The sequence below is a fragment of the Albibacillus kandeliae genome (genome assembly GCF_003116585.1).
Lineage (GTDB): Bacteria > Pseudomonadota > Alphaproteobacteria > Rhodobacterales > Rhodobacteraceae > Albibacillus > Albibacillus kandeliae.
In genome coordinates, this window is record NZ_QEHM01000009.1 from 198,878 (window position 1) to 220,350 (window position 21,473).

The following is a 21,473-nucleotide window of genomic DNA, read 5'->3' on the forward strand; positions in this document are numbered from 1 at the left end:
TCAGCCTTTCCGCATCCTCAGGAACAGCCGTTCCAGCGGCATCCGCACCATGTTGTCCAGCGCCCCGGTGAACAGGATCACCAGCGCCTGAATCACCACGATCAGCTCGCGGGGAATCTTGGTCCAGAGCGCCAGCTCGGCCCCGCCCTGGTAGAGAAATCCGAACAGGATCGCGGCAAGGAACACGCCGAACGGATGGCTGCGGCCCATCAGCGCTACGGCGATCCCGATGAAGCCCGCGCCTTCGGTGGCGTTCAGAACCAGCCGCTCGGCCTCGCCCATCGTGCTGTTCACCGCCATCAGGCCCGCCAGCCCGCCCGAGATCAGCATCGAGATCATGATGATCCGGACCGGCGAGATCCCGGCATAAAGCGCCCCGGTCTCCGAATGGCCATAGGCGCGCAGGCCAAAGCCGAGGCGCGTCCGCCAGATCAGCGCCCAGACGGCGACGCAGGCCAGCACCGCAACCAGCAGGGTCACGTTGGCCGGGGCCGACTTGGAAAAGTTGATGCCCAGCGGTAGCAGCAGCTCGTGCAGCGTCGGCAGGTGAACCGCCGCCGGAAAGCGCTCGGTCGCCGGATCCATCGACCCGGCAGGGCGCATCAGATTCACCAGCACGTAGTTCAGCACCGCCGCGGCGATGAAGTTGAACATGATGGTGGTGATCACGATATGGCTGCCGCGCTTGGCCTGCAGGTAGGCCGGGATCGCCGCCCAGGCCGCCCCGAAGAGCGCCGCCCCGGCACAGGCCGCGACCAGCGCGATGGTCCAGTGCGGCCACGGCACGTAGAGACAGACCAGCGCGACCCCGAGGCCGCCCAGCATCCCCTGACCTTCACCGCCGATGTTGAACATGCGGGCGTGGAAGGCCACGGCCACCGCCAGCCCGGTGAAGATGAAGTTGGTGGCGTAATAGAGCGTGTAGCCCCAGCCATAGGTCGAGCCGAGGGCCCCGTTGACCATGATCTCCACCGCGGCGATCGGGTCCTCGCCGATGCCGAGGATCACCACGGCCGAGAGGATCGCGGCCAGCACCAGCGAAATCAGCGGGACGAGGATAACCTCGGCCCATTTCGGCATCACGTCCATGCGCAAGCCTCCGCGGCCCATCCCGAGGGACGGACACAAAAATTGCTACTCTTTGGCCGGGAGCTTTCGACAGCTCCTGGCATCCGGGGGCGAAGGCTGGCGTTCATGCGGCCTCTCCCGCGACCCCTGCCATCAGCAGGCCAAGCTCTTTCTCATCGGTCGCGTCGGGCATCCGCTCGCCCATGATCTGGCCGTCGAACATGACCGCGATCCGGTCGGCGAGCGAGAAGATCTCGTCCAGTTCGACCGAGACCAGCAAAATCGCCTTGCCCTCGTCGCGCAGCGCCACGATCTCGTTGTGGATGAACTCGATGGCGCCGATGTCCACGCCGCGCGTCGGCTGACCGACCAGCAGCAGGTCCGGGTTGCGCTCGATCTCGCGCGCGACCACGATCTTCTGCTGGTTGCCGCCCGAGAAGTTCTTGGCCGCCAGCCACGGGTCGGGCGGGCGCACGTCGAACTTCTTCATCTTCGCCTCGGTGTCGGCACGCAGGGCGGCGTTGTTCATGAACAGCCCGTTGGCCTGGTACTTGGCGTCGTGATGATAGCCAAAGGCCACGTTCTCCCACGCGTGGAAGTCCATGATCAGCCCTTCGCGCTGCCGGTCCTCCGGCACGTGGGCAATGCCCTGCGCCCGGCGCGACTGGCCGTCCGACCCGGTGCCTTCAAGGATCAGGGGCTGCCCGTTGATCCGGATGGTGCCGGTGGCCGGGCGCATCCCGCCCAGCACCTCCAGCAGTTCCGACTGGCCATTGCCCGCGACCCCGGCGATGCCGAGGATCTCACCCGCCCGCACGGTCAGGTCGATGCCCTTGACCCGCTCGACCCCGGTCTCGTCGATCACGCGCAGGTTCTCGATCTCGAGGATCGGCTTGCCCACCTTCGCGGGCTGCTTGTCGACGCGCAGCAGAACCTTGCGCCCCACCATCAGCTCGGCGAGCTGCTCGGGGTTGGTTTCAGATGTCTTGACCGTCGCCGTCATCTCGCCGCGCCGCATCACGCTGACGGTGTCGGTGATCTCCATGATCTCGCGCAGCTTGTGGGTGATCAGGATGATCGTCTTGCCCTCTTCGCGCAGCCGCCCGAGGATGCGGAACAGCTGGTCGGCCTCTGCCGGGGTCAGCACCCCGGTGGGCTCATCGAGGATCAGGATTTCGGCCTGCCGGTACAGCGCCTTGAGGATCTCCACGCGCTGCTGCTTGCCCACGCCGATCTCTTCGATCACCGCGTCGGGGTCGACCTTCAGCCCGTATTCCTTCTCAAGCTCGATCAGGCTCTTGCGCGCCTTCGAGAGCGAGGGGCCCAGCAGCCCGCCGTCTTCCGCACCAAGGATGATGTTCTCCAGCACGGTAAAGTTCTCGACCAGCTTGAAGTGCTGGAACACCATGCCGATGCCCGCCGCGATCGCCGCCTGGCTGTCGGGGATCTCGGTCTTCTGGCCGTTGATGAATATCTCGCCCTTGTCGGCCCGGTAGAAGCCGTAAAGGATGCTCATGAGCGTGGACTTGCCCGCGCCGTTCTCGCCGATGATCCCGTGGATGGTGCCGGGCATCACGCGGATCGAGATGTCCTTGTTCGCCTGCACGGGCCCGAAGGACTTCGAGATGCCCTTCAGTTCGATTGCCGGAACGGCGGGGTCCCGCCGTTCCGTGTTTGCTTTGGCCGTCATGCTCAGAAGCTCAGAGCCGGGCAGCTGTCGTTCTCGTAATAGCTGACCACGTTGATCTTGCCGTCGATGATGTCCTGGCGGGCCTGGTCGACCTTCTCCTTCATCTCGGGGGTGATCAGCTTCTCGTTGTTCTCGTCCAGCGCATAGCCGACGCCGTCTTCGGCGAGGCCCAGCACCTCGGAACCGGTGCCCACGTCAGTGCCGGATTTCATGGTCTCGTACACGGCCACGTCAACGCGCTTGAGCATCGAGGTCAGGACCGAGCCCGGGTGCAGGTAGTTCTGGTTCGAGTCGACGCCGATCGAGTAGATGCCTTCGTCAGCCGCGGTCTGCAGCACGCCCACGCCGGTACCGCCCGCCGCGGCATAGACCACGTCCGCACCCTGGCTGATCTGCGCCTTGGTCAGTTCGCTGCCCTTCACCGGGTCGTTCCACGCGGCCGGGGTGGTGCCGGTCATGTTGGCGACGATCTTGATGTCGGGGTTCACGGCCTTGGCGCCTTGGGCGTAGCCGCAGCCAAAGTGACGGATCAGCGGGATGTCCATGCCACCGACGAAACCGATGGTGCCTGTCTTGGAGGCCATCGCGGCCAGCATGCCGACAAGGTAGGAGCCCTGGTGTTCCTGGAAGCTGATCAGCAGCACGTTCTCGGGGATCTCGGGCAGCCAGCCGTCGATGTTGACGAACTTGGTGTCGGGATAGTCGCCCGCGACGGCGTTCACCGGATCGGCAAAGGCAAAGCCGGTGGTGATCACCGGGTTGGCGCCGGCCTCGGCAAAGCGGCGCAGCGCCTGTTCGCGCTGGGCTTCGGATTGCAGTTCGACCTCGAGGAAGCTGCCGCCGGTTTCCTTGGCCCAGCGCTCGGCTCCGTTGAACGCGGCCTCGTTGAACGACTTGTCGAACTTGCCGCCCAGGTCGAAGATCAGAGCCGGTTCCGCCAGTGCCGCGCCCGCGGTGAGGGCAAGGCTGGCTGCGGCCCCGAGCAAGGATTTCATAAGGGTCATATTCAGGTCTCCCGGTTCTTGTTTGTTTGGGGCTCGGCGATCTTTGTCGTCCGCCCGTTTCAGCGTGCCCAAGGGCCGCAATACAATGATTAAGGCCGTAGCCCGTGCAGGGGGTCAACCGCTTTTTGCTGGCAGGAGGCGGGATTAGGCGTTTACCGCTGGGTCAGGTCGCGCGTCATGATCACCGCGTCGACGGCGGACTTGCCCGGCACCTGATAATAGCCGCGACGCAGACCGGCCCGCTGGTAGCCCATGCCCGAATAGAGGGCGATGGCGGCCTCGTTGTCGGCGGCCACCTCGAGAAAGGCGCGCTGCGCGCCCATCTCGCGGGCCCGGCCCTGCCAGGCATCCATCCGGGCGCGCGCCAGCCCCTCCCGGCGCCGGTCGGGATCGGTGGCGATGGTCAGCAGTTCGGCCTCGTCGAACAGCACCCGCACCAGCGCAAAGGAGGCCGAGTCGCCAATGGCAAAGGTGCCCGGCTGGGCGAGCAGGTCAGTGAACTCTTCCGCGCGCCACGGACGGGGATAGGCAAAGGCCATGCGATGCAGTGCGGCCATCTCCTCGGGGCGCATCAGTCGAGGATGACCGGAGGCGCATCGCGCGAGGGCGCGGCGTCGGCGGGCCGGATGTAGAGAGGGGCGGGGGGCGGTCCACCCGCTGCCGCTGTCGCGGCATGGCGCGCGATGGCCTCGGTCAGCGTAGCAGGGGCAGGGGGAAAGGCGGCATCCGCCGCCAGTTCCACCGCCACGAGGTCGGGCGATCCGCCCACGGGCTTCAGGTAGACCTGGTCGCGGGGGGCAGGGACGGCTGCCGCCCGGCCGGGGGCGTCCACCGCGATGGCGTCAAAGGTCGAGACACCGATCACCGGGATCCCCAGCGCAAGGCCAAGTCCGCGTGCGGCGGCCACCGAGATGCGGATGCCGGTAAAGTTGCCCGGCCCGATCCCGACTCCGATTCGTGCGAGGTCGTCCCAGCCCAGACCGGCCTCGGCCAGCAGCTCCTCCAGCAGCGGCACCAGCCGCTCGGCCTGCCCGCGGCCCATCTCCTCGGCCCGCGAAGCAAGAATGCGGTCGCCCGACAGCAAAGCGGCCGCGCAATGCGCGGCCGATGTGTCGAAACTCAGGACGACTGGGTCAGACGGCAACGGGCCGAACCTCGGTCACCTCGGGAATGTAGTGGCGCAGCAGGTTCTCGATACCCATCTTCAGCGTCAGGGTCGACGACGGGCAACCGGCGCAGGCCCCCTGCATGTGCAGGTAGACAACGCCACGCTCGAACCCGTGGAAGGTGATGTCGCCACCATCCTGCGCCACGGCCGGACGAACGCGGGTGTCCAGCAGTTCCTTGATCTGGCCGACGATCTCGGCGTCTTCGCCGGTGTGCTCGGCATGGCCCGAGGCGGTGCCCTGGCCCTCGTCCATCACCGGGGCTCCGGACTGGTAGTGTTCCATCACCGCGCCGAGGATGGCGGGCTTGATGTGATCCCAGTCAACGCTCTCGGACTTGGTCACGGTCACGAAGTCATTGCCGAAGAACACGCCCTCGACGCCGTCGACGGCGAAGATGCGCGAGGCCAGCGGCGACTTGCCTGCGGCTTCGGCGGTGGGGAAATCGGCGGTGCCTGCGTCCAGAACGGTCTGGCCGGGCAGGAACTTGAGCGTCGCCGGGTTCGGGGTCGATTCGGTCTGGATAAACATCTGACATGCACCTTTCGTAAGGGTCATCCCTATATGCGCCTCCCCCGGGAGAGCGTCAAGGTTTAGAACCGTTCTAATGGCTGGGCGGGATGAATTACCGCGCCGGGCTGTCAGGCCGGGTCGAGCTGTAGCAGGTCCCAGCGGTTGCCGTAGGGGTCGCGGAACACCGCGACCTTGCCATAGGGCTCGTCGCGGGGCGCTTCCTCGAACTGCACGCCCGCCGCGCTCAGCCGCGCGTGATCCCGGTCGAAATCGTCGGTGTGCAGAAACAGGAAGACACGTCCGCCGGTCTGGTTCCCGATACTGGCGACCTGCCTCGGGTTCACCGCGCGCGCCAGCAAAATCCGGGTCTCCGTCGCGCCGGGCGGGGCGACCATGACCCAGCGCTTGCCATTGCCCTGATCGGTGTCCTCGATCAGGTCGAACCCGAGGGTTCCGGCGTAGTAGGCGATGGCCTCGTCGTAGTCGGGAACCACCAGTGCCAGGGCGTGTACGTGCTGCATCAGGTGATGGCTTCCAGCTTTTCCTTGCTCAGGTCGCCGGGGACGATGGTGATCGGAATCGGCAGCGACCCCGCGGTCCGGCTCATCTGCGACACCAGAGGGCCGGGGCCCTTCTTGTCGGTGCCGGCCCCGAGGACCAGCACGCCGATTTCCGGGTCTTCCTTGATCTGGCCGATGATCTCCGGCACCGCCTCGCCTTCGCGGATGATCAGCTCGGGATCAACGCCCTGGCGGTCCCGCATCCACTTGGCGAAGACCTCGAAATGGGCGTGGATCCTCTCGCGGGCCTCCTCGCGCATCACTTCGCCAACCCCGATCCAGTGGTTGAATTCGTCTGGCGGAATGATCGAGATGATGGTCACGCCACCGCCCGTCTTTGCCGCGCGCATCGCGGCGAACCGCATCGCGTTGAGGCATTCGCGGCTGTCGTCAAGAACGACAAGGAACTTGCGCATTTCACGGGTCTCCCTCTGGCCCCCGATCATGGAGCAACGGTCAGGCAGGTGCAATAGAGCCGTCGCGGAACGAGGGCCTCAAGCCTTTGGCGCGGCTGAGGATTCGATTCGACGCAGGGTCCGGTGGGTCAGCGGCTGGCGGGTCTCGGAGTCCACCACCAGAGGCTCGACATGCGCCCCGGTCTCGCGGTCGCGCAGGATCTTGTCGTCCTGCTCGGGGTGCGGTTCCCAGGTGTTGGCCCACTGGATCAGCGTCACCAGTATCGGCAGCAGCGCCAGCCCCTTCTCGGTCAGGCGGTACTCGTGCCGGGGCGGGCGGTCCTGATAGAGGCGGCGTTCCAGCACCCCGTCCTCCTCCAGCTTGCGCAGGCGGTCGGCCAGCACGTGCCGGGTGATGCCAAGACGTTTCTGGAAATCGTCGAAGCGGCGAATGCCCTGAAAGCAATCGCGCAATACCATCATGGTCCAGCGATCGCCGATGACCGAGAGGCCGCGGGCGACGGGACAGCTTTCTTCCTTGAGATCATTCCAGCGCATGACTCCCATATAGCGCAACTTGACAGGTTCTGAAAGAGAACTTACTCATAAGTGAGTTCTAAATCGGAACCCTTGGTTCACAGCCCTTGATTCACGGAGAGCCCCATGCCCGATGGCAGCAAACCGTCCGACATCCGGACCCGCACCTACGAATACTCGGTCAAGACCTTCGACATCGCCGCCGCGCGCGAACTGACGGGACTGGAGTACATGCGCTCGCTGCTCTCGGGTGACATCGGGGCAAAGCCGTCCATCTCGGACACCATGAACATGTCCGTCCCGGTCCATCTCGACTTCGGGGAGGCCGCGTTCCTCGCGGACCCGGCAGACTTCCTGCTGAACCCGCTCGGCACCGTGCACGGCGGTTTCGCGGCCACGCTGCTCGACTCGGCCCTCGGCTGCGCCATCCACACCGCGCTCCCCAAGGCCACGGGCTATACCACCGCCGAACTCTCGGTGAACTACACCCGCGCCATCCGCCCCGACAGCGGCCGCCTTCGGGCCGAGGGCAAGGTGATCCACGTCGGCCGTCAGATGGCCACCGCCGAGGCGCGGCTGATCGGCGAGGAAGACGGCAAGCTCTACGCCCACGGCAAGACCACCTGCTTCGTCTTCCCGCTGCCGCCCGCGAAAGGCTGAACCATGTCCGTCGCCGCCGATTTCACCGCCCATGAGGCTCGCCAGGCTGCCGCCAACTCCGCCCGCGCCGCGCGGACCCGCCTGCTGCTCGAGGGGCCGGTGGGCCGGACCCTCACCAAGCTGGCGGCGCCCAACGTGCTGGCCATGCTGGTGGCGGCGGCCATGAACATCGCCGAGGGTGCCTTCGCGGGCATGCTCGGGGTGACCTCGCTCGCCGGGCTCGCGCTGGTCTACCCGCTGGTGATGCTGGTGCAGATGCTCTCGGGCGGCTCCATCGGCGGCGCGATCTCTTCTGCCGTGGCGCGGGCGCTGGGCGCCGGTGATCCGGAGCGCGCGGGCCGTCTGGCCGTCGCCGCATGGGTCATCGCGGCGGTCATCGCGCTTGTCTTCGGCATGCTGGTCCTCTGGTTCGGCCGGGCCATGTTCCTTGCCCTCGGCGGCAGCGAGGCGGTGGTGAACGAGGCGATGTCCTACGCCGCGGTCTACTTCCCCGGCTGCGCGACGGTCTGGATCGCCTATGCCTCGACCTCGGTGATCCGGGGCACCGGCAACATGATGACCCCCTCGGTCCTCCTGCTTCTGGCCTCGGTCCTGTCGATCCCGCTCGCGGGCGGGCTGGCTCTGGGCTGGGGGCCTCTCCCGGCGCTCGGCATGGCGGGGCTCGCCACCGGGCAGATCACGGCATTCGGGCTGATCGCGATCATGGCGGTCGGCTACCTCCTTGCAGGGCGCGCGGGGCTCCTTCCCACGGTCCGCGGCCTTGCAGGCGACCACTTCGCAGCTATTCTCCGCGTCGGAGTGGTCGCCTCCTTGAGTGCAATCCAGACGGTCGTCACCATCGTCGCCATGACGGCGCTGATCGGGCGCTTCGGCGCCGCGGCGCTGGCGGGCTACGGGCTCGGCGCGCGTCTGGAATTCATCATGGTCCCCGTCGTCTTCGGCGTCGGCGCGGCCATGACCGCGATGGTCGGCGCCAATATCGGCGCGGGGCAGGCGGCCCGGGCCAAGCGCATCGCATGGACCGGCACTGCCGCCGCCGCCGTCATCGTGGGCGCCATCGGCCTGTTCTTTGCCACCTTCCCGGATGTCTGGCTGCGCCTGTTCCTCGCCGCGCAGGACGAGGCCGCACTGGAGACCGGTCGCCTCTATTTCCGCACCGTCGCCCCCTTCTACTGCTTCTTCGCCGCCGGTCTCGCGCTCTACTTCGCCAGCCAGGGCGCGGGCCGCGTGGCATGGCCGGTCTCGGCGGGCTTCGTGCGGATGTTCGTCGCCATCGGCGGCGGCTACCTGCTGGCCCAGTCGATGGAACCGGGGCTGCCCGGCGTACTCGTCGCCATCGCGGGTGGCATGGTCGCCTACGGTCTCGTCACCATCTACGGGACATGGCGCACCCGCTGGGGTTAAACCCGCCGCACCACCACGCGCCACGCGCGAAGGCCAAGCCAGCCCGCGAAGGTCAGTAGGATCTGCAGCACCGCAAGGTAGAGCAGGGCCCCCGCGGTCAGGGCAAGATCGGACAGGCGGACCAGCGCGCGGAACGCCCGCTGCTTGCCCAGCGTATCGAATACCGCCCGCGTCTTCGGCCCTGTCACGTCCGAGACGCGGGCCAGCCGGGCCGCGTCCTCGGCAGTATCGACGTTCTTCATCAGGTAGATCGTATCGGTGACCGAGGTGTTCGACACCACCCGCGCTAGGTCCGTGCTGACCTCCGAAAGCCGGGCCAGCCGCGCCGAGTCGACCACCTCGTCCATCACCGCGTCACCCCGCAGGTAGGGTTGCAGGCGCTCGGTCCGGATCGCCCCGCGCGTGAGGTCCCCCAGCATCCCGGCAAAGCGCTCGGTCAGCCGCCCGGTGCGCCGGGCGATGCGCAGGACTCCCGCACCGGCCTTCACCGTCAACGACGACCCGCCCGAGACCACGACCGTCGCGGTCGCGCCAAGCCCCACCACGGCAAGGCTCGCGTCCAGCGTGTCGATCTCTTCGCCCTTCAACGTCGCCGCACCCGCGCGCCGCAGGGCGTTGACGTCGCCCAGCGGCGTCAGTTCAAAGGGTACGCCGCACATGGCCATCATCCGCAGCGAGGGGCACGTGGCGATATCGGCCATGCAGACGCCACAGGTCTGCGCCTGCGCGAGCCATCCGGTCTGTTCCTCGCGCAGCGCCTCGATGCGGGCCTCCTGCTCCGGTGAAGGCGCCAGCCCCTGATCGGTCCCGATCAGAACGAGGGTCTCGACCCGGTCGAGGTCCTTCGCCGCCAGCGCCTCGTCCAGCTCCGCCGCCAGCCACGGCAGCGTCACCTGCCGTGCCATCGCCCGCTCCAGCGCGCGCTCGACCTGTGCGGGGGCCGCCTCGATGAAGGGTTGGGTAAAGGGATTGGTGGCCAGCGACCAGCCCGCCAAGGTGACCGAGGCGAGGAAGGGCGAGGCGCGCAGCGCGCCTCGCAACAGGGTCAGCCGCGCCAATTACTCTGCCGCTTCGGCGTAATCCTCCATCGGCGGGCAGATGCAGACGAGGTTCCGGTCGCCATAGACGTTGTCGACCCGGTTGACCGGCGGCCAGTACTTGTCGACCCGGAAGGCGCCCGGCGGGAAACAGCCCTGTTCGCGGGTATAGGGCCGGTCCCAGTCCTTCACGAGGTCTTCCATCGTGTGCGGCGCGTTCTTCAGCGGGTTGTTCTCGCGCGCCATCCGGCCATCCTCGATTTCGCGGATCTCCTCGCGGATCGCCAGCATGGCATCGCAGAAACGGTCGAGCTCGGCCTTGGTCTCGCTCTCGGTCGGCTCGATCATCAGCGTCCCCGCCACCGGGAAGGACATGGTCGGCGCGTGGAACCCGTTGTCGATAAGCCGCTTGGCGATGTCGTCCACCGTCACGCCAGCCGATTTCTCGAACGGACGCGTGTCGATGATGCACTCGTGCGCCACGCGCCGGTTGCGGCCCCGGTACAGCACCTCAAAGGCGCCCTCGAGCCGTTCGGCGATGTAGTTGGCGTTCAGGATCGCCACACGCGTCGCCTGCGTCAGCCCTTCGCCGCCCATCATCAGGATATAGGCCCACGAGATCGGCAGCAGCGAGGGCGACCCGAAGGGCGCGGCCGAGACCGGCCCCTCCGTCCCGCCGGTCACCGGATGGCCCGGCAGGTGCGGCACGAGGTGCGGTTTCACCCCGATCGGACCCATGCCGGGGCCGCCGCCGCCATGCGGAATGCAGAACGTCTTGTGCAGGTTCAGGTGGCTCACGTCTCCGCCCACATCGCCCGGACGGGCAAGGCCGACCATCGCGTTCATGTTGGCCCCGTCGATGTAGACCTGCCCGCCGTGGTCATGGGTGATCTGGCAGACGTCGCGCACGGTCTCCTCGAAAACCCCGTGGGTCGAGGGATAGGTGATCATGCAGGCTGCCAGCGTATCGGCATACTGCGCGGCCTTGGTGCGGAAATCGTCGAGGTCGATATCGCCGTTCTCGGCGGTCTTCACGGGCACCACCTTCCAGCCGACCATCTGCGCGCTGGCCGGGTTGGTGCCATGCGCGCTCATCGGGATCAGGCAGACGTTGCGCTCGCCCTGTCCCTGCGCGCGGTGATAGGCGGCGATGGTCAGCAGCCCGGCATATTCTCCCTGCGCGCCCGAGTTCGGCTGCATCGAGATCGCCGCATAGCCGGTGATATCGCAGAGCTTGGCCGAAAGATCGTCGATCAGTTCCTTGTACCCCAGCGCCTGATCGGCCGGGGCAAAGGGATGCAGCCGCGAGAAGTCGCGCCAGGTGATCGCCTCCATCTCGGCCGCCGCGTTCAGCTTCATGGTGCAGGACCCGAGCGGGATCATCGCGCGGTCCAGCGCAAGGTCGCGGTCGGCCAGGCGGCGCATGTAGCGCATCATCTCGGTCTCGGCCCGGTTCATGTGGAAGATCGGGTGTTCGAGATAGCCCGAGGTCCGCACCAGCGGGTCCGGCAGGCGGTACTCCGGCGTGAAGTCGTCATCCTCCATCAGGATGCCAAAGGCCTTCCACACCTTCTCGATGGTCGCGGGGCGGGTGCATTCGTCCAGCGTGATGCCTACGCGGGTCTCGCCCACGCGGCGCAGGTTCACGCCCTCGCGCACGGCGGCCTGCAACACGCCACGCTGCAGCAGACCCACGTCCACAGTGATGGTGTCGAAGAAGGTCGCGGGCTCTACCTTGAACCCGGCCTTTTCCAGCCCGCGCGCCAGCCGCACCGTCTTGCGGTGCACGCGCTGCGCAATGGCCCGCAGGCCCACGGGGCCGTGGAACACGGCGTAGAACCCGGCCATGACCGCCAGCAGCGCCTGCGCGGTACAGACGTTCGACGTCGCCTTCTCGCGGCGGATATGCTGCTCGCGGGTCTGCAGCGACAGACGGTAGGCGCGGTTGCCGTGGCTGTCGATGCTGACACCCACGATGCGCCCCGGCATCGAACGCGCGTATTGCTGGTGCGTCGCCATATAGGCGGCGTGCGGGCCGCCATAGCCAAGCGGAACGCCGAAGCGCTGGGTCGACCCCACGGCAATATCGGCGCCCATGGCGCCCGGTTCCTTCAGCAGGCACAGCGCAAGGATATCGGCCGCCACGACACCCACGGCCTTGGCCTCGTGCAGGGCGGCGATGGGCGCCGAGAAATCGCGCAGGTCGCCATAGGTGCCCGGGTATTGGAAGATCGCGCCGAACACCTTCTCCGGCTCCAGCGCCTCGGGCGCCCCGACGATGATCTCGATCCCCAGCGGCGCGGCACGCGTCCGCATCACCGCGATGTTCTGCGGGTGGCAGTTCTCGTCCACGAAAAACGCGTTGGCCTTCGACTTGGCGATCCGCTGCGCCATGGTCATCGCCTCGGCGCAGGCGGTGGATTCATCCAGCAGCGAGGCGTTGGCGATCTCCAGACCGGTCAGGTCGCTGACCATGGTCTGGTAGTTCAGCAGCGCCTCCAGCCGCCCCTGCGAGATCTCGGGCTGGTAGGGGGTATAGGCGGTGTACCACGCCGGGTTCTCGAGAATGTTCCGCTGGATCGCGGGCGGCGTGACGGTGCCGTGATAGCCCTGACCGATCAGCGAGGTCAGAACCTTGTTCTTCTCCGCCGTCTTCCGCATGTGGTAGAGCAGCTCGCGCTCGGATTTCGGCTTGCCGAAGTCCAGCGGCTTTTCCTGCCGGATCGCGGCCGGAACGGTCTGGTCGATCAGATCCTCCAGCGAACCGGCGCCGACGACCTTCAGCATGTCCTCCATTTCAGCCGGGGAGGGGCCGATATGACGGCGGTTGGCAAAATCGTAGGGCAGGTAATCGGTGGGCTTGTAGCTCATTGCAGGCTCCGGTTCAGGAGGTATGTGCGAGGACGTTCACCAGCGTGCCGTCCGGGTCGCGGATAAAGAAGCGTCTGACGCCCCAGGGTTCGTCCACGGGGCCATATTCAGGTTCGATCCCGGACGCGCGGGCGCGGGCCAGGGTGTCGTCCAGATCGTCCACCTCGATGGACAGGGCGGGCAGCGGGGTGCCCGAACCGCCCTCCGAGGCCATCGTCAGCTGCACGCCCTGCTCGGACGCTCCGGACAGGGTGACGATCCAGCCCATGTCCATCGCGGTGTCGAGCCCGAAGACGCTGCGGTAAAACTCCGCAAGCGCCCCCGGGGTGGCCGACGGGAGATTGGTGACGATACGCCGGACAGCCAAGGTCAGTCCCCGATGAAGTCCTTGTAGGCGGCCTCGTCCATGTAATCCTCCATGGGCGACAGGTCACTCGGCTTGATCTTGAAGAACCAGGCATCGCCCATCGGGTCTTCGTTGACCTTGCCGGGGTTGTCGGTCAGGGCCGAGTTCACTTCGACGATCTCGCCGTCCAGCGGCGACAGGATGTCGGAAGCGGCCTTGACCGACTCGATCACCACGACCTCGTCATCCTTGGAGACCTCGGTGCCCTCCTCGGGCAGCTCGACGAAGACGACGTCGCCCAGTTGTTCGGCGGCGTACTCGGTGATGCCGACGACGATCAGCTCGCCTTCCTCCATCAGCCACTCGTGTTCTTCGGTGTACTTCATGCGGGGTTCTCCCTGTTGGTAACGCTTGGTTATCGTTTGAAATTCGCAGCCACGAAGGGCAGGGCAGTCACGACCAGCGGCAACCGCTTGCCGCGCAGCTCGCCATAGACGGTGGTGCCGGTCGCGCTCTGGTCAACCGGCAGGTAGCCCATGGCGACCGGGCCGCCGACGGTAGGGCCGAAGCCGCCCGAGGTGATCTTGCCGATGGCCTCGCCGCCGCCTTCGGCCGCAAAGATCTCGACACCCTCGCGCATCGGCGCACGGCCCTCGGGGCGCAGGCCCACACGCTTGCGCGCCGCGCCCTCCACCAGTTGCGGCAGGATCACGTCAGCGCCCGGAAAGCCGCCCGCGCGCTCGCCGCCCGTGCGGCGGGCCTTCTGGATGGCCCAGTTCAGCGCGGCCTCGGTCGGGGTTGTCGTGGTGTCGATGTCATGACCGTAGAGGCACAGCCCGGCCTCCAGCCGCAGGCTGTCGCGCGCGCCAAGCCCGATGGGCAGCACGTCCTCGTGGGCCAGCAGCGTCCGGGCCAGCGCCTCGGCCTGCTCCGCCGGCACCGACAGCTCGTAACCGTCCTCGCCCGTGTAGCCGGAGCGCGAAACCCAGCACTCGACCCCGTCGAGGCTCAGCGTCGCCACGTCCATGAACCGCATCCCGGCGGCTTCGGGCGCGAGGCCCGACAGCACCTTCTCGGCGGCCGGGCCCTGCAGTGCCAGCAGTGCGCGGTCGGTGACCGGCGTAACGCTCAGCTCGGGTTCCAGCACGGATTTCATATGGGCGATGTCCTGCGCCTTGCAGGCCGCGTTCACCACGACAAACAGGTGGTCGCCCCGGTTGGCGAACATCAGGTCGTCAAGGATGCCGCCCGCCGTGTCGGTGAACAGCCCATAGCGCTGGCGGTTCTCGCCAAGGTCCAGCACGTTCATAGGCACCAGCGTCTCGAAGGCCGTCGCGACGGCCTCCCACGAGCCGCCCGAGACAATCACCTGGCCCATGTGACTGACATCGAACAGCCCCGCCTTGTCGCGGGTGTGCTGATGTTCAGCCATGATCCCGGTCTTGTACTGTACCGGCAGTTCATAGCCCGCGAACGGCACCATCTTGCCGCCAAGCTCCACGTGGAGCGCGTGAAGAGGGGTAGAGAGCAACTCCGTCATACCTGATCCAAATCCCAGGCCGACCTGATTCTCAAGAAAATCATCCGGCATCCCAATATCCACGGGCCCCATGCCCACGGTTGCGATGCCCCCTCTGTCCCTTCGCCTGAGATCGTTATCCCTTCGGCGACCCGGGCGCGCCGGGTTCTCTCCAGAGTTCTGTCACGCGCACGGTCCTTTGGCCTGAGAGTTTCCGGGGCGGTTGCTCCTTCGGCACCGGGTCGGACCCGGTTCTCCCATACGCATGTCGGTTCACATAGCCAAAGGGTCGCATTCCGGCAAGGCGGAAAATGCCCCGGGCGGCTTTGCGCCCGGTCCCGTCCGGGTCACTGCACAGCGGTCAGGCGCGAGCGCTCCGTGAGCGTGCCGGTGTCCTCGTCCGCGGGCGCGGTTTCGAGGTCGAACTCGAACCGGCTGCCCTTGCCCAGTTCGCTGGTCGCGCGCAGGGTGCCGCCATGCAGCAAAACGATCTGGCGGGCGATGCTCAGCCCCAGACCGAAGCCGCCAAAGGCGCGGGTGGCCGAGCCGTCAACCTGCTGGAAACGCTCAAAGATCATTTCCATGTTCTCGGGCGCAATCCCGCAGCCGGTATCTTCCACGGCGAACAGGGTCCGTTCACCCTGGCCGGTAATGATCACGGTGATCGAGCCCTCGTTGGTGAACTTCAGCGCGTTGCCCACGAGGTTGTAGATCACCTGCCGCAGACGCGAGGGATCTGCGATGACCTTCTCGCCGTCGCACTTGCAGTCCAGCGCGATGCCCTTGGACTGCGCCATCTGCTTCATCTCGTCCAACATGTTGCCGACCAGTTCCGAGGGGTCCACCACCACGGGCGCCACGCTCAGGTTGCCGCCCTCGGCCTTGGCCCAGTCGAGCAGGTCGTTCACCATCGTCAGCATGTGCTGCGAGGCCGAAAGGATCTTTTCGCCATGCGTCGTGATCAGCGCCGAATGCGCGCTCACGTTGCGCCGCAGTTCGCCAAGGTCCGGGGCAGGACCCTCGGCATCCAGCAGCTTGGCGATCTTCTTCGAATTCGGAAGCTTCGAGTCATTGGCAAGGAAGGCCGCGTGGCCGGAGATGACTGTCAGCGGAGTGCGCAGTTCATGCGTGACGTTGCTGAGGAATTCCGACTTCTGGCGGTTCGCGGCCTCGGCGGCCAGCTGGGCCTCCTTCTGGGCCGAGATGTCGGACCAGACGGCGGCGGTGAACCCCTCGGGCGTCTTGGCCTTGGATATATTGACCCAGCGCCCGCCCTCGACCTGCAACATCTGGCTCTCGGCGTTGCGGTGGGCCTCCATCTGTTCCTTCAGCCACGCGCTCTCGCGGCCGACCGCATCGGGGAAGATCCCCTGCAGGGCGGCGACACGGTACAGCAGTTCGCAAGAGGTGCCGGGCTTCACCACTTCCTTCGAGGTCCCGAAGGCATCCTTGTACTTGGAGTTCGCCATCAGCAGGTTGTCGTCCGCATCGAACAGCACGAACGACTCGTCCAGCGCCTCGACCGCGTGCGAAAGCACGTTGTAGGCCTCCTGCCGGCGCTGCGCGAAGTGGCGGATCGAGAAGATTGCGCCGATGATCACGAAGATCGAGGCCAGCGTCATCATCACCAGCATGGTCTGGTTCGGCGCAGCCGTGGCCCAGCCGTTCTGCGGCACGCCCGCCAGTTGCCATGTCGCGCCAAAGACCTTCAGGGTCTCGATGGCCGGGTCCTGCTCGAACAGGCTCTTATCGCCGTAGATCGACCGCCCGGGGCTGCCGTCGCGGTTCAGCTCACGAATGGCGAAGGTGTTGTCCTGCGTATAGGCGGTGCCCTCGTCGTTCGAAATGAACAGCCCGTTCTCCGACAGCACGATCGAGATCACGCCCCAGAACCGGTCGCCCGCCGCGCCGGGCCGTGCGACGAAGACGGGATAACGCAGGATGTAGCCGCGCCCGCCCTGGATCAGGTTGACCGGCCCGTCGATCACCGGGCTCTGCGTACGGTAGGCCCGCGCGATGCTGGCAAGCTGGGTTGGCACCTGCCAGTACTTCGTACCGATCACCTTCTCGTTGCCCTTCAGCGGAGCGATCCGGGTCACCACGAGGTCGGGGGCCACGGCCACGCTCACCACGTCGGTGTTCAGCGCCACCAGCCGGTCCGCCGCGCGCGCGACCGCCGTGCGCGAGATGTCCTTGGTGCTCGAGACGTAGCGCGCCAGCCGGTCCGCAACCACTTCCATCCCGAAGAACTTGGTCTCGATCTGCGAGGCGATGTGGTTGGTGTCCTTGACGGTATTGGCCCGCTGCTGGCTGACGAAATAGGTATTTTCCTTACGGATGACCAAATAGCCCGCGCAGACGCACAGGATCGTCGTGAAAACAATCAGGAACAGGTAAAGTTTCGAGATCGCGCCCGAAAATGTCGTTTTCATCTGTTCTGTCACTCTCGATTATGGGCTTTCTTATTGGTCGGGCCGGGTGAGCCATTTCAGGATAAATGATCGCTCAACGGGGCGAAATTGTGGCGGAAAGGTGAACTATGATCCCGGCAAGCCGGAACGCGCCATTGTGCTGCAAAACAAGGCGTTCGCCGCTGGTCTCAAGGGGCGCGGCGAGGGCTTTTGGGGGCGCGCGGCCCACTTTGACTGTCTCTCTAATGGAAACGCTGGCAGCTGTGACAAAGCTGTTGTCTGACCATTTCCGGCTAATCTGCGGCCTCTCGGTTCGCCCCTTGGAAAGGAGGATGCCGTGGATCATCGCGCATTCCTGAAATCCCTGTCCGTCGCGCAGAAGAACGCGCTGACCAGCCGCAGCGACAGCGCCGGGCTGCTGCATCTCGCCGGCCACGTCGGCCTGATCCTGCTGCTTGGTCTTCTGATCGGCCTCGGCATGCCCTTCTGGTGGCTGCTGATCGTGCCGCAGGGCATCGCCATCGCCTTCCTCTTCACGCTCCAGCACGAATGCACCCACAAGACCCCGTTTCGGAGCGACTGGCTGAACGAATGGGCCGGGCAGGCCACCGGGTTTCTCATCGTCCAGCCGTTCCTCTGGTTCCGCTACTTCCACTTCGCCCATCACCGTTTCACCAACCTGCCCGAGGGCGACCCCGAACTGTCGGGCCTGCCCAAGCCCGACAGCTGGCCCAGCTTCTGGTGGCACCTGTCGACTGTCACCTACTGGCGCGACAAGGTCGTGCTGCTCTGGACCAATGCGGTCGGCGACCCTTCGGCCGACTACCTGCCGGTCAACGCGATTCCGCGCATCCGGCGCGAGGCGCGCCTGATGATCGCGGGCTATGCGCTGGTCCTGCTGTTCACGCTCGCGGTCTCGCCGGTGCTGTTCTGGGTCTGGGTCCTGCCGCTGATGACCGGCTTCCCCGTCCTCCGGCTCTACCTCCTGGCCGAACATGGGCGCTGTCCGACCGTCGCGAACATGTTCGAGAACACCCGCACGACCTTCACCAACCGCATCGTCCGTTTCCTCGCCTGGAACATGCCCTATCACTGCGAACACCATACCTATCCGCAGGTACCCTTCTTCCGCCTGGCCGAGCTCCACGTCATCCTGCGCGACCGCCTCAGGGTGACGTCGGACGGCTACCGCGAGTTCACCAACGACTACGTCAGCAGGTTCTGACGGCCCGCTCATCAGTTGATCAAACATCTGATCACCCGGTGCGCCCTGCGCACCAGACGCGCCGCTATCATGGCGCGACAGCCTGTTTTTAGGCGAAAACCTGCCATCTCGCCGCGCGCGCAAGGCATGTGCCACCGTCTTGGGCGGCATCACAAGATTTGATCATTTTTATGATCGCCAAGATTGACCGAAGGGCAATCCTCGGGCATCCCGGTGCTGCAAAGCCTGCCACGCGCATGTTTTGCCGAACCCGTTACCAGAGGACAGATCATGGATACCCTGCCGAACTCCATCGAAGCGCGCGATGGCCGCTACCACATGCACTCCTATTCCAACGCCCGTGTTCTGCAGGAGCAGGGGCCGCTGATCATGGAGAAGGGCGAGGGCATCTACGTCTACGACAACAACGGCAAGCGCTACACCGAGGCGATGGCCGGCCTGTGGAGCGTCGGCCTCGGCTTCTCCGAGCAGCGCCTTGTGGATGCCGCCACCGAGCAGATGAAAAAGCTGCCCTACTACCACACCTTCTCGCATCGCGGGCACACCCCGGCAGCGGAACTGGCCGAGAAGCTGGTCGAGATCGCACCGGTGCCGATGAGCAAGGCGTTCTTCACCAATTCCGGTTCCGAGGCGAACGATACCGCGGTCAAGATGCTCTGGTATCGCGCCAACGCGCTGGGCACTCCGGAAAAGCGCAAGGTGATCAGCCGCCTGCGCGGGTATCACGGGATCACCGCCGTCGCCGCCTCGATGACCGGCCTGCCGATGAACCATATGTCCTTCGGCCTGCCGCTGCCCGGGTTCCTGCACACCGGCAGCCCGCATTACTGGAAGGATTGCGAGCCGGGCGAGACCGAGGAACAGTTCTCGGTCCGCCGCGCCGCCGAGCTCGAAGCCCTGATCCTCGAAGAGGGCCCCGAGACCATCGCCGCCTTCATCGGCGAGCCGGTGCCGGGCGCGGGCGGCGTGATCGTGCCGCCGGAAACCTACTGGCCCAAGATCCAGGCGGTCCTGCAGAAGTACGACATCATGCTGATCGCCGACGAGGTGATCTGCGGGTTCGGCCGCACCGGCAAGATGTTCGGCACCGAGACCTTCGATCTCAAGCCCGACATCATGACCCTGTCCAAGCAGATCTCCTCCTCCTATCAGCCCATCTCGGCCCTGCTGCTCAGCGAAAAGATGTTCGAGCCGCTGGCGGATGAATCGAACCGCATCGGCGCGTTCGGCCACGGCTACACCGGGGCAGGGCACCCGGTCGCGGCGGCGGTCGCGCTGGAGAACATCAAGATCATCGAGGAACGCAAGCTGGTCGACAATGCTGCCATCGTCGGTGCGCACATGCAAAAGCGCCTGTCCGAGTTCGCAGGTCACAAGCTGGTCGGCGAACATCGCGGCGTCGGCCTGATCGCGGCACTCGAACTGGTGGCCGACAAGGAGACCAAGGCAGGGCTCGAAAAGCCCGGCCTGATCGGCACCCCGATGATGAACAACCTGCTCGAAGCGGGCGTCATCTCGCGCGCGATGGGCGATGCGATGGCCTTCTGCCCGCCGATGATCATCACCGAGGCGCAGGTCGACGAGATGATGGACAAGGTCGGCGACTGCCTCGACAAGACGGCGGCCGATCTCGGTCTCTGACCCCTCTGGCCCGGGGCTCCGGCTCCGGGCATACTGGCGGCCATGACGCGGACCGAACACCATGACAGGTCCCGCCCGTCCGGCGCGGCGCTCTCCTTTCTGCGCTTCCGCCGGTCGCTCAAGCGGGGCATCAACAACCTCCTGCCGCGCAGCCTTTACGGCCGCGCGGCTCTGATCCTTCTGGTGCCGGTGGTCACGGTGCAACTGGTCGTGTCGACCAGCTTCATCCAGCGCCTCTACGAAGGCGTCACCATCCAGATGACCGACAATCTCGCGGTCGAGATCGACCTGCTGCTCGATACGCTGGCCTCGGGCGGTGATCTCAGCGAACCGGCGGGCATTCTCCAGCTCGAAGTGTCGCGGCCCGAGGCCCCGGTCTCCGACCGGCGCAACTTCTACGACCTCTCGGGCAAGGTGGTGACAGAAACGCTGCACGCCCGGTTTCCCCGGCTCATCGGTGTGGACCTGCTGACCGACAAGTCCCGCGTGCACCTCTCCTTCGCGGACGAAACAGGGCTGCTCGACATCAACTTCTCGCGCCGCCGCGTCTCGGCGGCCAACCCGCACCAGTTGCTGGTGCTGATGACCTTCACCAGTGCGCTGATGACCTTCATCGCCTACTTCTTCCTGCGCAGCCAACTGCGCCCGATCCGCCGTCTTGCCCTTGCGGCCGAGGCCTTCGGCAAGGGCAACGAGTTCCACTATTCGCCCGGCGGCGCCGACGAGGTGCGGACCGCGGGCGAGAGCTTTCTCGACATGCGCGCACGCATCGAACGGGCGATGGAGCAGCGCACCATGATGCTCTCCGGTGTCAGCCACGACCTGCGCACGCCGCTGACCCGGCTGCGGCTGGCCCTCTCGCTGCAGGACGAGACGGAAGACACCCGCGACATGCTCGCGGATCTGACCGAGATGGAGCAGCTGATCGACGCCTTCCTCGATTTCGCCCGCGCCGACGCGACCGGAACGCTCGAAAGCACCAACATGGGAGAGCTGGTCACCGGTGTCGTGGCCAAGGCCTGCCGCGCCCGCAAGGACGTCACCCTCGCCCCGCTGCCGGAGGGGCCGCTGACGATGAAGATTCACCCGCTCTCCATCGCGCGGTCCATCGAGAATCTCGTGGGCAACGCGGTCCGTTACGGCAAGAAAGCGCGCGTGACGCTGGTGCGGGAGGCCGAGGCCATGCGCGTCGTCGTCGAGGACGACGGGCCGGGCATTCCGCCCGAACTGCACCAGCAGGCGCTTAAGCCCTTTGCGCGGCTCGATGCCGCACGCAACCAGAACAAGGGCAGCGGCGTGGGGCTGGGCCTCTCCATCGCGGCCGATATAGCCCTGTCGCACGGCGGCGAGCTGCGGCTCGGCACCAGCGAAGATCTTGGCGGGCTGAAGGCCGAAATCGTTCTGCCGATGTAATTTTTGCCCTTGA

20 protein-coding genes and 1 riboswitch are annotated in these 21,473 nt (G+C 66.1%); of the genes, 5 read left to right on the forward strand and 15 right to left on the reverse strand.

What is annotated here, in order from left to right:
• The 9 genes from DDT93_RS20585 to DDT93_RS20625 all read right to left on the reverse strand — a co-directional run bounded on the left by DDT93_RS20585 (position 1) and on the right by DDT93_RS20625 (position 6,954).
• Positions 1-1,089, reverse strand: coding sequence for an ABC transporter permease (locus DDT93_RS20585; RefSeq protein ID WP_109467772.1), 1,089 nt, complete (start codon positions 1,087-1,089; stop codon positions 1-3).
• Positions 1,090-1,192: 103 nt separating this feature from the next.
• Positions 1,193-2,758 carry an ABC transporter ATP-binding protein gene (locus DDT93_RS20590; RefSeq protein WP_109467773.1) on the reverse strand — a complete coding sequence of 522 codons (1,566 nt, stop codon included), beginning with the start codon at positions 2,756-2,758 and terminating at the stop codon, positions 1,193-1,195.
• Positions 2,759-2,760: 2 nt separating this feature from the next.
• On the reverse strand, positions 2,761-3,762 hold the full coding sequence (locus DDT93_RS20595; protein WP_109467774.1) for a BMP family lipoprotein: 1,002 nt from the start codon (positions 3,760-3,762) through the stop codon (positions 2,761-2,763).
• Positions 3,763-3,914: 152 nt separating this feature from the next.
• Entirely contained in the window at positions 3,915-4,319 is a 405-nt protein-coding gene (locus DDT93_RS20600; RefSeq protein ID WP_232825520.1) for a GNAT family N-acetyltransferase, read from the reverse strand.
• A gap of 14 nt (positions 4,320-4,333) precedes the next feature.
• Complete coding sequence (gene tsaB / locus DDT93_RS20605; RefSeq protein ID WP_109467776.1) at positions 4,334-4,906, reverse strand: tRNA (adenosine(37)-N6)-threonylcarbamoyltransferase complex dimerization subunit type 1 TsaB; 573 nt, start codon at positions 4,904-4,906, stop codon at positions 4,334-4,336.
• The gene (locus DDT93_RS20610; protein WP_109467777.1) at positions 4,896-5,459 is read right to left on the reverse strand and encodes a NifU family protein; all 564 of its coding nucleotides are present in this window, start codon (positions 5,457-5,459) and stop codon (positions 4,896-4,898) included. The genes tsaB and DDT93_RS20610 overlap by 11 nt, the downstream gene beginning before the upstream one ends.
• A gap of 110 nt (positions 5,460-5,569) precedes the next feature.
• Positions 5,570-5,962: a VOC family protein gene (locus tag DDT93_RS20615; protein ID WP_109467778.1), complete on the reverse strand. Its 393-nt coding sequence runs from the start codon at positions 5,960-5,962 to the stop codon at positions 5,570-5,572.
• On the reverse strand, positions 5,962-6,417 hold the full coding sequence (locus DDT93_RS20620) for a universal stress protein (protein ID WP_109467779.1): 456 nt from the start codon (positions 6,415-6,417) through the stop codon (positions 5,962-5,964). Before DDT93_RS20620 ends, DDT93_RS20615 begins: the two co-directional genes overlap by 1 nt.
• 78 nt (positions 6,418-6,495) lie before the next feature.
• Complete coding sequence (locus tag DDT93_RS20625; RefSeq protein WP_109467780.1) at positions 6,496-6,954, reverse strand: winged helix-turn-helix transcriptional regulator; 459 nt, start codon at positions 6,952-6,954, stop codon at positions 6,496-6,498.
• A gap of 105 nt (positions 6,955-7,059) precedes the next feature.
• Between DDT93_RS20625 and DDT93_RS20630 the strand changes: the two genes are divergently transcribed.
• Positions 7,060-7,593, forward strand: a complete 534-nt coding sequence (locus DDT93_RS20630; RefSeq protein ID WP_109467781.1) for a PaaI family thioesterase — start codon at positions 7,060-7,062, stop codon at positions 7,591-7,593.
• A gap of 3 nt (positions 7,594-7,596) precedes the next feature.
• Positions 7,597-8,997: an MATE family efflux transporter gene (locus tag DDT93_RS20635; RefSeq protein ID WP_109467782.1), complete on the forward strand. Its 1,401-nt coding sequence runs from the start codon at positions 7,597-7,599 to the stop codon at positions 8,995-8,997.
• Here DDT93_RS20635 and DDT93_RS20640 read toward each other — a convergent pair.
• The 6 genes from DDT93_RS20640 to DDT93_RS20665 form a co-directional block, all read right to left on the reverse strand.
• Positions 8,994-10,055 carry a hypothetical protein gene (locus tag DDT93_RS20640; protein WP_232825521.1) on the reverse strand — a complete coding sequence of 354 codons (1,062 nt, stop codon included), beginning with the start codon at positions 10,053-10,055 and terminating at the stop codon, positions 8,994-8,996. The two genes, DDT93_RS20635 and DDT93_RS20640, sit on opposite strands and share 4 nt — an antisense overlap.
• Positions 10,056-12,905: an aminomethyl-transferring glycine dehydrogenase gene (gene gcvP, locus DDT93_RS20645; protein ID WP_109467783.1), complete on the reverse strand. Its 2,850-nt coding sequence runs from the start codon at positions 12,903-12,905 to the stop codon at positions 10,056-10,058.
• Between the two features lie 13 nt (positions 12,906-12,918).
• Positions 12,919-13,272 (reverse strand): VOC family protein, encoded by a 354-nt coding sequence (locus tag DDT93_RS20650; RefSeq protein WP_109467784.1) that lies wholly within the window; start codon positions 13,270-13,272, stop codon positions 12,919-12,921.
• 2 nt (positions 13,273-13,274) lie between these two features.
• The gene (gcvH, locus tag DDT93_RS20655) at positions 13,275-13,637 is read right to left on the reverse strand and encodes a glycine cleavage system protein GcvH (RefSeq protein WP_109467785.1); all 363 of its coding nucleotides are present in this window, start codon (positions 13,635-13,637) and stop codon (positions 13,275-13,277) included.
• Between the two features lie 29 nt (positions 13,638-13,666).
• Positions 13,667-14,791 carry a glycine cleavage system aminomethyltransferase GcvT gene (gcvT, locus tag DDT93_RS20660; protein WP_109467895.1) on the reverse strand — a complete coding sequence of 375 codons (1,125 nt, stop codon included), beginning with the start codon at positions 14,789-14,791 and terminating at the stop codon, positions 13,667-13,669.
• 161 nt (positions 14,792-14,952) lie between these two features.
• Positions 14,953-15,040, reverse strand: a riboswitch (glycine riboswitch).
• Between the two features lie 77 nt (positions 15,041-15,117).
• On the reverse strand, positions 15,118-17,202 hold the full coding sequence (locus DDT93_RS20665) for an ATP-binding protein (RefSeq protein ID WP_109467786.1): 2,085 nt from the start codon (positions 17,200-17,202) through the stop codon (positions 15,118-15,120).
• Positions 17,203-17,518: 316 nt separating this feature from the next.
• Here DDT93_RS20665 and DDT93_RS20670 point away from each other — a divergent pair, with 316 nt between their 5' ends.
• From DDT93_RS20670 to DDT93_RS20680, 3 genes are all read left to right on the forward strand, one after another.
• Complete coding sequence (locus tag DDT93_RS20670) at positions 17,519-18,406, forward strand: fatty acid desaturase (RefSeq protein WP_109467787.1); 888 nt, start codon at positions 17,519-17,521, stop codon at positions 18,404-18,406.
• A 270-nt stretch (positions 18,407-18,676) separates the two neighbouring features.
• Positions 18,677-20,047, forward strand: coding sequence for an aspartate aminotransferase family protein (locus DDT93_RS20675; protein WP_109467788.1), 1,371 nt, complete (start codon positions 18,677-18,679; stop codon positions 20,045-20,047).
• A 42-nt stretch (positions 20,048-20,089) separates the two neighbouring features.
• Positions 20,090-21,460: an ATP-binding protein gene (locus tag DDT93_RS20680; protein WP_109467789.1), complete on the forward strand. Its 1,371-nt coding sequence runs from the start codon at positions 20,090-20,092 to the stop codon at positions 21,458-21,460.
• Positions 21,461-21,473: the final 13 nt, after the last annotated feature.